The 13,853-nt window shown below is 57.9% G+C and carries 10 protein-coding genes and 1 pseudogene; 7 read left to right on the forward strand and 4 right to left on the reverse strand.

Features of this window, described 5'->3' with window-relative positions; translation table 11 throughout:
• The first annotated feature begins 589 nt into the window (after positions 1-589).
• The 3 genes and pseudogenes from ACPUER_RS34280 to ACPUER_RS34290 all read left to right on the forward strand — a co-directional run.
• Positions 590-2,410 (forward strand): caspase family protein, encoded by a 1,821-nt coding sequence (locus ACPUER_RS34280; protein ID WP_425133272.1) that lies wholly within the window; start codon positions 590-592, stop codon positions 2,408-2,410.
• A 12-nt stretch (positions 2,411-2,422) separates the two neighbouring features.
• Complete coding sequence (locus tag ACPUER_RS34285) at positions 2,423-3,481, forward strand: hypothetical protein (protein WP_425133273.1); 1,059 nt, start codon at positions 2,423-2,425, stop codon at positions 3,479-3,481.
• Positions 3,482-5,102: 1,621 nt separating this feature from the next.
• A pseudogene (locus tag ACPUER_RS34290) lies at positions 5,103-5,252 on the forward strand (IS30 family transposase); the annotation flags it as partial.
• Positions 5,253-5,393: 141 nt separating this feature from the next.
• Here ACPUER_RS34290 and ACPUER_RS34295 read toward each other — a convergent pair.
• The 3 genes from ACPUER_RS34295 to ACPUER_RS34305 are packed head-to-tail and all read right to left on the reverse strand — an operon-like array spanning position 5,394 to position 7,818.
• Positions 5,394-6,185: an SDR family NAD(P)-dependent oxidoreductase gene (locus tag ACPUER_RS34295; protein ID WP_175963461.1), complete on the reverse strand. Its 792-nt coding sequence runs from the start codon at positions 6,183-6,185 to the stop codon at positions 5,394-5,396.
• Positions 6,186-6,241: 56 nt separating this feature from the next.
• Positions 6,242-7,084, reverse strand: coding sequence for a type 1 glutamine amidotransferase domain-containing protein (locus ACPUER_RS34300; protein ID WP_310136254.1), 843 nt, complete (start codon positions 7,082-7,084; stop codon positions 6,242-6,244).
• A gap of 20 nt (positions 7,085-7,104) precedes the next feature.
• Positions 7,105-7,818, reverse strand: coding sequence for a type 1 glutamine amidotransferase domain-containing protein (locus ACPUER_RS34305; protein ID WP_425133274.1), 714 nt, complete (start codon positions 7,816-7,818; stop codon positions 7,105-7,107).
• Between the two features lie 121 nt (positions 7,819-7,939).
• Between ACPUER_RS34305 and ACPUER_RS34310 the strand changes: the two genes are divergently transcribed.
• From ACPUER_RS34310 to ACPUER_RS34320, 3 genes are all read left to right on the forward strand, one after another.
• Entirely contained in the window at positions 7,940-8,848 is a 909-nt protein-coding gene (locus ACPUER_RS34310) for a LysR family transcriptional regulator (RefSeq protein ID WP_425133275.1), read from the forward strand.
• Positions 8,849-9,945: 1,097 nt separating this feature from the next.
• Positions 9,946-10,974, forward strand: coding sequence for a hypothetical protein (locus tag ACPUER_RS34315; RefSeq protein WP_310136258.1), 1,029 nt, complete (start codon positions 9,946-9,948; stop codon positions 10,972-10,974).
• A gap of 238 nt (positions 10,975-11,212) precedes the next feature.
• Positions 11,213-11,950 (forward strand): transporter substrate-binding domain-containing protein, encoded by a 738-nt coding sequence (locus tag ACPUER_RS34320; RefSeq protein WP_204421235.1) that lies wholly within the window; start codon positions 11,213-11,215, stop codon positions 11,948-11,950.
• Between the two features lie 162 nt (positions 11,951-12,112).
• On the opposite strand, the gene ACPUER_RS34325 is transcribed toward ACPUER_RS34320, so the two are convergent.
• Positions 12,113-12,817, reverse strand: coding sequence for a Crp/Fnr family transcriptional regulator (locus tag ACPUER_RS34325; RefSeq protein WP_006749578.1), 705 nt, complete (start codon positions 12,815-12,817; stop codon positions 12,113-12,115).
• 195 nt (positions 12,818-13,012) lie between these two features.
• Between ACPUER_RS34325 and ACPUER_RS34330 the strand changes: the two genes are divergently transcribed.
• Positions 13,013-13,837, forward strand: coding sequence for a hypothetical protein (locus ACPUER_RS34330; protein WP_425133276.1), 825 nt, complete (start codon positions 13,013-13,015; stop codon positions 13,835-13,837).
• Positions 13,838-13,853: the final 16 nt, after the last annotated feature.

Below are 13,853 nucleotides of genomic sequence, written 5' to 3' on the forward strand. Positions count from 1 at the left end.
TGCGAACGCATAAGTTGTCAAGCTATAGACCTGACCGACGGAAGCTTCCTCGACCAGTCGGAGTTCCCTGCCGCTGGGCTGGCGAAATGGCGTGAATACCGGGATCAGATCATCGGGAAGACTGGTGGCTAATTCTCCCATCCAACGGATGCCGCACGGTAGGCGCAGGCGTTAGCGATATCATCAGGCGTAATGCGCTTCGAGGGCAGTGAAAATACGCCCATGAGCGTCCGCTTCCGAGATGTGTGAACGTCGGCTCGGGGTCGTCTGCCGTCCTTGCGCTGGACGCAAAACCATCTCGAACTAACCGTGGGTCCGGCAACCTCACAGAGCAACTTATAGCGGCCAATGACCGGCGCTCGACTCGATGACCGCAAAGGCCGACTTCAGTCCAAAACTGAAAGCCAATTGTCAACACCATATTGGACGCTCTCAGGTACGGGTTGCCGCAAAATCCCATAAGCGATTGTTCCAAGAAGCGATACCCCCACCGGCTAGGAAATAGCCTATTCTGATTTTTGTTGGCCGAGCCGCCGCGACGGCGGAAACACCTGTTTTGTTATGAAACGGTAAGCCCCTGGGGGCAGCTATGAAACGTCGTGATTTTCTCGCGGCCACACTTTCGATTGCCGGGGTGTTTTCCCCTTGGCCTTTGCGTGCACAAAATCAATCCAACCGCGGCGCGGTGGTCATTGGAGTTGACCAGATCGTAGGTCAGCCCAAGCTGAAGGCGGCCGCCTCTGGAGCAAAGGAAATTGCGGCATGGCTCGATCAAGAAAAATTTGATGTAAAGCTATTCGCCGACGACTCAGCGCCGGTTACGGCTCACGCCCTTGTGGGCGCCATCAAAGACTTCATCAATCGAGGAACGCTCGAGCAACTCGTGATCTATTTCGCGGGTCATGGCTTCATCAGCGGAAGTCTTTCGGAATTCTGGCTGCTGTCCGGCGCGCCAGAGGATCCGAACGAGGCAGTCAGCCTGACCGAAAGCCGCGCGTATGCCAGGCACTGCGGCATCCCAAATGTTGTCTTCATTTCCGACGCTTGTCGCTCCCGCGCCAATACGCTGGGTGTCGAAGGGCTTCATGGCAGCATCGTGTTTCCGACCGGCTCGTTCTCATCCAATGTAACCGGCGATGTTGACGTCTTCCTCGCCACACGAGTAGATGCCTCCGCATATGAAGTGCCCGTCAAGGAAAGCGCCGCTGCTTATGAAGGTGTCTATACCTCCTGCTTCCTCGATGCTTACAAGCATCCGGATTCGACGATGGTGGCTACGGTTGACGGCAAGCCCGTGATACCCAACCGGCGCCTGAGAAACTATCTGGCGCGCGAAGTACCGAAGCGCGCTCAGGCGGTCCAAAGCACGCTGAACCAGCAGCCGGACGCGGAAATCGACTCCGATGAGCCGACTTTTATTGGTCACGTCATTGGTGCACCGCGCGCCGGTGGCATAGCCAATCCAACGGTTGGAGATGTCGCTGTATCGGCGCTCAAGGACCACGGCATAGGCAATGCCGTAACGTCGTTTCCGGCGGCGAAATTGCAGGCGGCCGCGGTGAGCACCGGCTTCAACAGCGCTCGCGATACGATCGTTTACGCACGCGGCTTGACCCATGAATCGAAGTCCCGATCGGGCTTCGTTATTTACGGCGGGAAGGTCGTGTCGGTCGCGACCCATCCGGCAATCAAGGCGAGTATTGTCAACAGCGGAGCAAATGGGCGCCCGACCGCGTTCATCGACGTGGACGCCCGCGAAGCAAGGGCGGCCAGTGTCGCGCTACGGTTCGCTGATGGCTCGGGTACCGTGCTCGCGGCCTTGGACCAGTACATTGGCAACGTCGTCGTGGACCGGGGGCAGGTCAGCAACGTGAGCTACATGCCTTCGCCACTGAGCCCGATGAGATCGATCTACGAGCAGGAGGAGGCGCGCCTCGCGCAATTGCACGGGGCGGTAGCCACGGCCGCGCAGTTTGGCGCGTTCCGTATCGAGGGGCCAGAGGCAACGCGCAAGCGTTCCGCAGCACAGTTGGCCGGTCGCATTCGGATACTCAAGAGTATTGATCCGACGCTCGGCCTTTATGCAGCCTATGCGTACGCAGACGCGGGCCTACGCGAGAGCGTCGGTTCGGTTCGTTCCTTCATGCATGAGACGCTTGGTATCGACCTTTTCGATGTGGCGATGCTGTCCGGTGCGCTCTCAGGGCGACGCATCGGGGATCTTCCCGGGACCGTTCCATTCTGCCCCATGCTGTCGCAGGGCTGGAGCCTCTTTCGGGTCAACAACATTCGCCTGCCGGAGAGCATTGCGGCGGTACCCGATTATCTTCGTGTGAGTCTATGGCTGACGCTCGAGCTCAAAGGCATGGACATCGTGGAAAATGCCTTGCGCAAAGGTGCGTTGAAGTAGTGCGTGCATGACATGTTGCACTCGCTCGCCGCCGATTGCGGCGGTCCCTTGGTGTCCGTCATCACAGAGAGACAGGCCATGATCGACCGGCGTGAAATCTTGAAATTGGCGTCCGCGGTCGCCGTTACCAGCATGTTTTCGGTCGCGCCGGGCCGTGCCGCCGCAGGGGGATCGGATACGGGCGCAAATCCGAACAAGCTACTGTTCGTGCACGGGCGTGGTCAACAAGGCCTGGATCCAACGGCACTCAAGGCCGATTGGCTGGCGACGCTGGAACGAGGCGCGGGCGCTGCCGGTCTGACCTTACCGGGTAACCTCGACGTGGCGTTTCCCTATTACGGCAACAGACTCGATGCATTCACGCGGCAGTCGGAGATTCCGCTGACGGTCGATATCCAGGCGCGCGGCGCCCAGCAAGATGACGAATTCTTGCAGTTTCAAGCAGAAGTTGCGGAAGCGGTGCGGCAGCGCGCCGGCATCACCGACGCCCAGGTCGATGCCGAGTATGGGGATAATCCCCGGCAGCGCGGCCCACTCAATTGGCAGTGGGTTCAGGCGATCTTGCGGGCGATTGACAAGCACGGCGGCGGGATGAGCCAGGAGACGCTCGAGCTGTTCACTCGGGATGTCTTTCTCTATACGTCTCGCGCAGGTGTTCGCGACGAGATCGATCAAATCGTTGGCAGCATGTTGACCGAACAACCGACGGTCGTCGTTGCTCATTCGCTCGGCACGGTAGTCGCTTACAACATTCTGCGCACCGACAGGCGAGCGTTGCGGGTGCCTTTGTTCGTGACTGTCGGCTCTCCGCTCGCTATCCGAGCCATTCGCGATCGATTGGTGCCCCTGCGCTGGCCTTCGCCCACCGTGGCCTGGTACAACGCCTTTGATACACGCGACGTCGTCGCGCTCTATCCGCTGGATGCCGACAATTTCCCCGTGCGACCGGCGATCGATAACTTCGGCAAGGTCAAAAATACGACCGACAATCACCACGGGATTGCCGGCTACCTGGACGACCCGCAAGTCGCCACCAAGATTTTGAGCACCCTCGGGAAGGCGCCAGGATAGAGACGTTGTCCGCAGTGCGGTTGAGCGTCGCTGATGGGTCGTCTGCCGTCCTCGTGCGGACGCAAAGCGGTCATTCGAAGTAACGGCTGGTCCGACGACTGCAGAGCTCGGTTACCTGCCATTGAATCCCTAACAGCGCGACTGTCGGCAGTGGGTCGGTAACGGTCGATCCTCGAAACGGTTAGCGTGGGCTGTGGCGTAGTTTTGTGCGTCGAGCCTTGTCAGATAAGGCGCAGGTACTGCTGCATCATTGGAGTGACGGTTGCAGGTGTTGCGGCGGGTTGCATGCTCATGTGACCGGGAGAAGTTGCTTTGGTCGCCCGAGTTTACCGGCGGCCTCGGCGCGCACGAAGTTCGCCTTTCGGCCAGTTTCCGGCGGTCACGACGGGCGGCTGCTTGTCATGAGCACAGAATCGGAGACTATACTCGGACAGGCCGTTAGGCTGCGCATTCCATTCGATATTGTCACTGACTGTATCGATCAAGCGCTTGTGGTAGGCTTGGTCAGCTTACGATGTGAAAAAAGCCCGCCGACCGATAGCACGAGCTTTTCGCATTCAAGTGACTCAATCAGGATGAGGCAAAAACCCGGAAATATCCCGTGTTCCAGTATGTCCAACTGGAGGTCTGGCCATTCCAACTTCCGTGCAACGGGACTTTGGAATATATAGAGAGTGTGATAGTGGTTGTATCGGCCCAAATTGAAATGGGATTTCCCGATTTGGAGTTATCCCATGGCCAGAGCAGTGGATATATCGTTTCCTGGTCAGGTGAAAAAATAATAGCTATTTGAGTGGGTGAGACATGTAGATTATGGGCTATAACTAAGTTGTGGTTCGTCTGATTGCTCTCAGCCATCCAGCCGGAGTCGAACTGATACTTCGAGTCGAAGGCTGCGGGTTCGGCGGATATTTTCGAGTCCGTATAAATCAAATCGTCTTCCATGTTAAATCCTCAATATTAATGGCAATTGGTTTGTGGAATTTGGTTCGCAAGCCAAAAGCATTGCTATGAAGTGAATTTATATGATGTCAATATTCAATGCACGTGCCAGTAGATCGCCCGAGATGAAGAAAGAGTTTGCTGTCGGATTTGGGTAAGTTCTGGCGACTCATTGCGCTGTCTCTATTAATTGGCATCGAAGTCGTTGCATCGATTCTAGATTGGATGGATCGCCTAGCGTAGCGATCGCTCGAAAATGAAAATTGCCGACAGGAACTATCGAGTCGATGATTTCACTGTGGCGGCGCAAACTACATTTTCATGTTCATAGGGCCTCCATTTTGGTTGTAAATCTACGCTATAATTTACGCCGAAGTGATTTTCGGTACATTGCTCTCACTCACAAAAGTCAGTATGGTAGTGGTGTTGTATTTGGTCAAGAGGTTTAATCGTCATATTTTTTGTATAAAAAAAGAACCAATGTTTGTAATTGCCGCTGATTTTTTATTCTTCTCGTTAGTCGCCTTCCCAATAGACCGTGGGCCTAAGCGTGGCTTTGAACGAAGGCCACCCGCACGACTGTTGCTGGAGCATTGAGAACTGGCCGGCTTCGACCTCCACCCTTACGACTGCGGGTGCCCGTAGTGGATCAGTTCTCTCACTCTTGGCAAATGGCGACAAGCATTTCCCCAAGGGGACCGATCTCTCGGCCTATTCGCAGGCCAAGCTCAACGCAGTAGCCAGACGGCTCAATGAGCGTCCGCGAAAGACACTAAACTTCGATACACCGGCTGAGCGATTTCATCAATTCGTTGCATCGACGGGTTGAATCCGCAGCCAGAAACGGACACTTGACGTTAGCGCCCCGATCGTTGACACAATTGGATTTGCCATTAACCGTCTCGTTCCCCCGTACCGCATTTGACCTCACTTTCCGGCCCGCTTGCACGCCCGCGAGTGTGGTGCCGGCTCAGAGAATCGACCGATAGGTGCCGCCCTCGACGCGCACCGCAGCCCCGTTGGATGCCGCGCCGAGCGGACTGGCCAGCAACGCCACCATCGCGGCAATTTCGTCGGCCTCGATCATGCGGGCGATGAGGGAACTAGGGCGATACGTGTCGAAGAAGTGCGCTTCAATTTCCGCATCGGTCATATCGGGTCGCGGCGCGGTCTGCCGGAGATACGCCACGATGCCTTCAGAGCGCGTAGCGGACGGCAGTACGCTGTTGACGGTCACGCCCGTCCCTTTCGTCAGCTCCGCCATTCCGCGCGAGACTGCGAGTTGCGCCGATTTGCTGACACCGTAGTGCACCATGTCCGGTGGCGTGAATGCACCGACTTCGCTGGACATGAAGATCACACGCCCCCAGTTCTTCGCAAGCATGCGGGGAAAGTAGTGACGTGACAGCCGGACACCGGACATCACGTTGACGTCGATCATTCGCAGCCAGTCGTCATCGGTGATCTCCGCGAACGGCTTGGCTTCGTAGTAGCCGAGGTTATTCACGAGAATATCCGTATCAGGCTGTGCGTCGATCAGTTCTGCGACACCTCGCTCGCAGCTCACATCCGCGACGATTGCACGCACACTGCCGCGACGCGCAGCCGAGATCTCGGCTGCGGCTGCATCGAGCTTGTCGCGTTGCCGCCCGGTGATCGTCACCGCCACGCCTTCGCCGGCCAACGTTCGCGCGATCGCCATGCCGATGCCGGCAGTGGCGCCGGTGACGATCGCAGTTTTTCCTTCAAGTTGCAGATCCATGGTTTGCTTCTCCTTTATTCATCGAGGAACCAGCAATGCCGGTCCGTTGCGCGGCGTTACTTCAGCCGCTTCAGCATTTCATTGGCGACGTCGAGTGCTGACGCCGGGTTTTGGCCGGTTATCAATTCGCGATCGGCCACCATGTGAGCGGTAAACGGCACCTCGTTGCTGCTGTAGATTCCACCTGCGCGTTGCAATGCAGTTTGCGGATAGAACTTCATCATGCCGCCGCCGAGCAGTCCTTTGGCTTGCTCTTCTTCCGCGTTGCTGATCACCGTCATCCGATAACCGGCGTAGAGCCATTTCGGATCGCCATCGCCCACGTTTGCGGCCGCGAGCTTGCGTGTAAAGCCCTGCGCATCGGGCAGCGTCGACAGCAGCGCGATCGGGCCGTGGCAGACGAGCGCCGTGGTCTTGCCGCGCGCGTGAAAATCGGCCAGCAATCTGCCCACGGCGGCGCTGGTCGACAGGTCCTGCATCGGCGCGTGGCCACCGGGAACATAGACGGCATCGAAGTGCGCGTAACCGATTTGCTCCACCCGCGCCAGGCTGATCACCGGGGAATGCGTGCGCGACGTGATTTGCAGTTTGTCGAGCAACGCCCGGTAGTCGCGCGTCGCCTTGTCGTCGCCGTTGAAGTACATCTTGTCGGCCGACGTGGCGTCCATCGTCGGTGCCTTGCCCTGCGGCGTGGCGAAGGTCACCTGATGGCCGGCATCGAGCAGCGCTTTCACGGGCTGCATGAGTTCGTTCAGGTAGAAGCCCGTCGTGAAGACCTTGCCGTCCTTCAGATCGAGGTGGTCGGAATCCGACAGCACCACGAGCACGTTGGCAGCGTGAGCGCCGTATGCCGTCATGCCGAGCACGGCGGCCACGGCGAGCTTGCGCATCGAATGCATGGTTGTCTCCATGGGGAATGTCAGGCCTTGCCGGAACGGTTCAGCAACAGGTGGCGAATGGCCGCCCCGACACCGGCGGCCGACTGCGGGTTCTGGCCGGTCACGAGGCGTCCGTCGACGACGACCTTCGCGGTCCAGTTCGGTACCGGATGGTGAAGCGCGCCGCGCTGCATCAAGGTGCTTGCGAGCAGGAAGGGCACGACGCGATCGAGCTGGACCGCCCGCTCTTCTTCATCCGTGAAGGCGCTGAGGTTCTTGCCTGCGACGAGGTAAGTACCATCGCCGAGCTTCAAGTCGACCAGCGCGGCCGGGCCATGACATACCGCGGCCACGACGCCACCCGCCTCATAGATTTCGCGAGTCACCTTCTGCACGTCGGGATTGCCTGGAAAGTCCCACATCGCGCCGTGGCCGCCGGCAAAGAAGACAGCGGCATATTTCGACGCATCGACGTCGCCCAGCCGCTGCGTATGGCGGAGCGCGTCGCGGAAATCACGGTCGTTCCAATAGCGCGCATTGATTTCATCGGTCAGGTCGAGACCGTCGACGGGCGGCTCGCCGCCCTGGATCGACGCGAACTCGACCGGGATGCCGGCCACGTCGAGTTCAGCGAGCGGATGCGTTACTTCGCCGAGGTAAAAGCCGGTCGGCTCGCCGGTCGAGCCTTTCGTCGCGTGGCTCGTGAGGACGAACAGCACCGACAGATCGTCGCGGTCACGGTGTTCATCATTCATGGTCTGCTCCTTGATTTGCGTGGATGACCCAACGACGCAGTCACAATGCCGCCACTGTATTTGGATCAATCAAGGAGATAAACTTGGTTGAAAGTAAATCTTTTGTTCTTCGGAGGACAAGATGGCGAGAAGATTCGACCATCTCGGTGATGTGGAAGCATTCGTCACGGTGATCGAAAAAGGTTCCATGACCGCGGGCGCGGTTGCACTCGGCAGCACGCCTTCTGTCCTGAGCCGGGCCATTACGCGTCTGGAGACCCGGCTGGGCGTGCAGTTGCTGCGCCGGTCGACTCGACGGTTGAGCCTGACGGAGCATGGGCGGCTCTATCTGGAGCAATCGCGGGCGGCGTTTGCGCTGATCGACGACGTCGAACGGGCCATCCAGGGACATGGCGGCACGTTGACAGGTCATGTCCGGCTCAGCGTACCGACGACGTACGGACACTATCGTCTGCCGCCGGTGCTTAGACGGTTTACCCAGGAACATCCTCACGTTCGCGTGGAACTGAATATCGCGAACCGGAACGTGGATCTGGTGGCCGAAGGTTTCGACCTCGCGATTCGCCTGGGCGAATTGCCGGACAGCGGCCTCGTCGCGCGCAAGCTCGAGGACGCGGCGCTGTGCCTCGTCGCGTCGCCCGGGTACGTGGCCGCGGCCGGCATGCCGGAAAACGTGGCCGACCTCGAGCAGCATCTTTGCTTGCCCTTCATGCTGCCCAGCAGCGGCCGTATTGCGCCATGGGTGTTCCGGGAAGGCGATCACGACGTGGATTGGCTACCGCCTTCGAATGTCGCGGTCTCCGACGACGTACTGGGTGTCGTATCGATGGCGCTGAGCGGCGCCGGCATCTGCCAGACCTATGACTTCATCGTTCAGGACCGAATCCGGGATGGCAAGCTCGTGGAAGTGCTGCCCCGTCTGCGAGGGCGCACACGGCCGTTCTCGGTCATCTATGCGCCGCATCGCCGCCTGTCTGCCGCTTCCCGTGCGCTGATCGACATGCTGATCGCGTCAGCCGCCGCCGCTTGACCCGATTGCGACACGGGTCCACCAACGACATCGCATAGCGATTCATCCTGCTTGGCAGCCGTGAGCGCATCGCACTGTTCGACTGCGCCGCCTCCTCCGAGATACGCAGGAAGGGCACGTCTGATTCGAAGCTGACAGCAGTTAGCACGGCCGCGCGAAGCATGGACAATCCGCAATACAGCAGCCCAGGCTGAATCCCCTTTTGCATGGACCACTGGAGGCGCACCGCAAAGAGGCGCTCGGCGTAACCGTTTCAGCTTGCAACCGCCCATCGTACTTGCATTGGCTTGAGAGCCCGTTGTGGGTCGGCTTCGGCCGACCGCATCAGGCGGCAGTCGGCCAGGAGCGGCCGGTCGACAAGAGTGCGTGAATCGTCGACAATCCGAGCAACCAGCCTAGTTCTTAATGCCGACAACAAAGGTGGCCCATCCCGCGGACCATCAATAAAACACTCTCGCAAATGCTGTTTAACAAAAGACCCGAATTTCGACGCCGACCGCCGAGTCCGTATCGCGAAGGAAGTCTGGTCAATCGTGCGACCATGCTGTTCTCGTGGCTAGGTCGGGGAATATTCGGTCTCTTAAGCATTGTCTTGTTACTCGCGACGGCAGTGGCAGCGCCTGGAGCGGACTTGCCAACATCGAAGAAAGGGTGGTTCGCATTGGCTGCCATCATCGGTGGTGGCGTCCTTATTTGTATTGTTGTAGTTCGCTGGCTGCACCTTCCGGTTACTCAGAAAAGGTAATATTGCTTTTTTGCATAGAGACGCTTGCGAGGGATGCTGGACCTCATGAGGCTGAGTGCGGCCATGAAGCGTCGTTTGTCAATGTCAAAGAAGGCCCGACACTCAGATGTCGGCATCGCTCCGTTACTGGCCGTTTCCCTCCTTGGCCCCGAACGGCGTCAAGCCCCAAATAGCGGTCGAGTATCGTGCCGCTTTAGTCGCAGCCGATGGCAACGCACTGGCTGGAGACGTCAGATGCCGCGAAGCCCTAGTCAGGTTATCGGCGAGAAGTATCATCTCAAGCAAAAAAAATGACCCTGTCCTCGTTTATCATTTGCGCCACCACATGCGACCAAAGAAAAGGTAGGCGACTATGGACCAGATCATGCTGCATACATTTGAGTCTGACGTTGACAGGATCGCAGAGAAGTTGATCGAAGCATTTTCCCTGAAATTCGAGGGAGCCGCCGCGAAACTCAACGACTCGCTCATTCGCTGGCTTGACTATCGCCTTCGTTACATTGATCCGAAACCCCGAGAGATTGTACGTTCGATCGGGTTCGACAGTCGTGTACCGGCCGAAGCAAACCAAGCGCTCTCCAATTTTATTCGCATTGCGGAAACCGGCGGCGATCTTAACCCCTATGTCACAAAGACCGTTAAGAGCAATGATTCGAGCGGCGCAAAGCGTCAAATACGAACCGATGGTTTGTGGGCTGACTGGAATATTCATCACGCTCATCTAACGGAAACGCCATTGGCAGCTGGCGCGGAGTTCTCTGATCGCTCCGACTGGCTATTGTTCTTTATCGCATTACCTACTCAGATTGGCCTTATCGACGTACGTTCTCACAATGAACCTGGAATATTTCAAGCGGTGAACCTAGTGGAGAAGGCGATCGAGTCCTGGTCCGACCATTTTGAGATGTATAGATTGAAAGGTGTAGCTGGACTTGCACGCCCTCCTGCTTCTGATGCAAATTCGATCAAGTCTCTTCGCGCTGGTGGTGTCGCTGGTTTGCTAGAAATCGCCGGTAAAGTCTATATGCCTCCAGGTTTTGGCGTGACAACCGCGGCCACTTCAACGCGCGTCTCGCTAGAGCGAAACAAGGTCAAGCAACTAGCGCGAGCTGTTGGCGATTTTCTTTCCTTCCATGGAGAACTCGTTCGTTCCTCTCTGGCGGAGGGTAAGCCTCATCCCACCTTGTCCCTTCGCGTATCCGACCACGGACGCCTCGTGGCCTATTCCGAGACTGAAAAGCGAACTGAAAGCATCCCCGCAAACGGACGGAGTACGGCTCGCACCGAACTTGAAGAAAGACTGCTGCCACAATGGACAGCTGACCGTTTGGTCGCCCACCTCGCGGCAGTCGGAAGCCCGACGGTGAAGTCAACGCACTGAACGGGAGCATTGACTGGGAAGCGTCGACAACGCCAGCCAGCGTACGACCGCTGCACATCCAAAAGCGACACTGGGCTGTAGACGAAATAACTGACCGCTGAGGGTCGGTTTGAGACGGTCCCGGGCTGCCGGGACCGCAGCTGGCCGGGTCCGGGAAGAGACATTTATGCATGGGAGTAAAATCGTCAACAATCGGCCGCCAGGTCTGGCGGCCGTTTTCGGTTTGCGAGACGAAGCGATGAAGGTAACGATTGCGTACATCGAAGAACCTCCGTTCGGCTGGACCGAAGCGGATGGCACCGCTACCGGTGCAGATATCGAGCTCGCTGGGACGATCCTGCGACAGATCGGCGTCACCAGGATCGAGCATTGCCTGACGACGTTCAGCGAATTGCTATCCGGCGTTGAAGAAGGTCGTTGGGACATGAACGTTCCTCTCTTTGTGACGCCGCAGCGTACCAATACTGTGGCGTTCAGCGTGCCGGTGTGGGGAATCGAGGACGGCTTTCTGGTTCGACCAGGAAACCCGAGAGCGCTCAGTAGCTATTCCTCAATCGCCGAATGTCCCGATGCGCGCCTCGGCATCATTGCCGGACAGGTACAGCATGATTCGGCGACGGCGTCAGGCGTAAGTCAGGAGCAAATCGTCATCTTCGAGCAACAAGCCGACGCGATCGTGGCCGTTCTCTCTGGCGCGATTGACGCATATGCGAGTACGGCCTTGGGAAATCGAATTGTTGCGAGCCGGATGGGCAACTCGGTGATCGAGGCCGTTGCGCACGAGCCGGAAATGAACGGCAGACAGCGGACGCCTCCGCTGGGAGCGTTTTCATTTAACCGAGAGAACGGGGATCTTTTAAAAGCGGTTAATCAGCAACTTCGTTCATATCTCGGTTCGCCAGATCATCGCGCTCGCATGGCGAGATTTGGGCTGACAGATAGTGAGATCGATCCAGCTGTCTTGAACGCAGGATAGGTCGGCTTTCGGCCACGAGGGGACCCTCGGTATTGACCCGCAGGTGACCGCTATGGGACGCCTGACGGACAAATTGGCTGAACAGCCTCTGACACGCTTTCGTCGTGCGCGATTCGAAGTGACGCACTGGAAACCGCCCGGTCTAGGCAGCCGGATTGCGCCTCAAGGAACGGGATCTCCGGCACTGGCAGCGCGCAGGCGATCAAAATCAAGAATAACGATTTCCCCGAACTTCAGATCGACGATACCCTGACTCTCAAGGTTCTTGAGTAGCTGGTTCGTCGTCTGCCGAGTAAGCGAAACCATTGAAGCCAAGGTATCTTGCGAGAGCCTTATCCTGCTCTGTTCCGCATTAATCCCTCCGTAGCCACCAGCGATCAGCAATAGGCGACTTGCCAGGCGCTGGGCGGCGGGTAACAGTATCATGGCTTCGTTGTTCTCAAAGGAGATCCGGATTTTTTGCGCCATCAACAAGCCAAAATGTCGCCAGTAAGTAGGATGAGCTCCAAGCAGGGTTTCCAATGCGGGACCGGGTACGTGAAGCACAAGAGTCTTACCGATTGCTGAGGCATCGTGCGGGCGAGGCAGTCCATCGAACATTGAGACTTCCCCAATCCAGGCGGTCGGGCCAAGTACGGCGAGCAACGCTTCTTTTCCATCCGCTCCGACGGTGCCGATCGACAATGCACCATCGAGAATCGCGTACAGGCCGAACGACCGTTCTCCTCGCCGATAGAGCGGTTGCCCCTTCTTTAATCGGACCAGATCAGAGCGAGCGACAAGATAGTCCTGAAGCTCGATCGGCAAATCCTTGAACCACGGTGTTGTTGCAAGTTGTGGTCGATAGCGTTGTACATCGGAATTCATACGATCCCAATCTGTCGGGTAGCTGATAGATATTAGCCTGCTTTGACGACATGATCGGGGCTCATATCTGACGGCGCGGGAAGGTGATCGCGGGCGTCAGCCCTGTTCGAGCGGCCCGAGTGGCAGCGATGGCAAAACGCCTGGGTATGCCGTCACACGCGAGCTGAACGAATGACTCCCTCGAGGAACATAGTCGTGGAACATAAACATATTCCGGGTCTTGTCGATGTCATCAAGGTGGATCAGCCTGCCGACATCCTTCAAATCGCGCGTGATGGCACGCTAGACCGCGCCTTTGGGACGGGCAAGCCGTTTCTCAACAGTCTGTTGGTCCGCCGCATACTCGGGGTGCTGTCCCTCAAAGGTCATCGATTCCCGACGATGAGCGCGAGAAAGGCAACTGGACGCGAGATCCAACAGGACGCGTTGTGGCAAAGACTCAATGCCATCGCACCGGATATCCGCACCGCTCCTGCCGACCTGGAGCCATTGGCAGCGTGGGTTCGCGACACAAACACCAACGTTGCAGTCGGGCCGCTTGTGCAACAGGTCATAGGCCGTTTATTCAGTCCCACCTTTGAAGCTGGCGAGGCCACCTGGGCCGCCGCTGAAGTGATTGCTGCATCGCTTGCGCCGGGGAATGCGCTGCGCAATCTGGTCTGGCAAGTGACCGGCAAGGTGACGCGTGCCAAGGCGTTACTCGCTTCGATGGTCGGTGGTGACCTTGCAGGCGTCCACGCGGTCGGCGTAGCAATACACAATGTCGTAAAAGGCCTGAATCAAATGCGTGGTCTTTATCTCGACGCCGCGGTGCGGCAGACACTCACGCCCGAGATGGCTAGCCGTCGCTGCCTTTTCGCCCCGGCCGTGGTCCTTCGTCAAGCGACAGAGGGGGGAACGGTCGGTGGCTGCCCCTACTCTGCGGGTACGCTTCTGCTGTTGGAACGTATGCGGTCTTTTAACAACGCCCCTCAGCGGTTGAGGGCGGCAGGCATTCTCCAAGGCATGAGATCGGCATAGTCGTCGGCAGTTGCAG

Origin of the sequence: Burkholderia sp. DN3021, from assembly GCF_049805555.1 — a bacterium.
Lineage (GTDB): Bacteria > Pseudomonadota > Gammaproteobacteria > Burkholderiales > Burkholderiaceae > Burkholderia > Burkholderia pyrrocinia_C.

Excerpts from the sequence above, each read along its gene's own strand:
- ACPUER_RS34280 (WP_425133272.1), top strand. The coding sequence starts at position 590 with ATGAAACGTCGTGATTTTCTCGCGGCCACACTTTCGATTGCCGGGGTG.
- ACPUER_RS34285 (WP_425133273.1), top strand. The coding sequence starts at position 2,423 with ATGTTGCACTCGCTCGCCGCCGATTGCGGCGGTCCCTTGGTGTCCGTC.
- ACPUER_RS34295 (WP_175963461.1), bottom strand. The coding sequence starts at position 6,185 with ATGGATCTGCAACTTGAAGGAAAAACTGCGATCGTCACCGGCGCCACT.
- ACPUER_RS34300 (WP_310136254.1), bottom strand. The coding sequence starts at position 7,084 with ATGCATTCGATGCGCAAGCTCGCCGTGGCCGCCGTGCTCGGCATGACG.
- ACPUER_RS34305 (WP_425133274.1), bottom strand. The coding sequence starts at position 7,818 with ATGAATGATGAACACCGTGACCGCGACGATCTGTCGGTGCTGTTCGTC.
- ACPUER_RS34310 (WP_425133275.1), top strand. The coding sequence starts at position 7,940 with ATGGCGAGAAGATTCGACCATCTCGGTGATGTGGAAGCATTCGTCACG.
- ACPUER_RS34315 (WP_310136258.1), top strand. The coding sequence starts at position 9,946 with ATGGACCAGATCATGCTGCATACATTTGAGTCTGACGTTGACAGGATC.
- ACPUER_RS34320 (WP_204421235.1), top strand. The coding sequence starts at position 11,213 with ATGAAGGTAACGATTGCGTACATCGAAGAACCTCCGTTCGGCTGGACC.
- ACPUER_RS34325 (WP_006749578.1), bottom strand. The coding sequence starts at position 12,817 with ATGAATTCCGATGTACAACGCTATCGACCACAACTTGCAACAACACCG.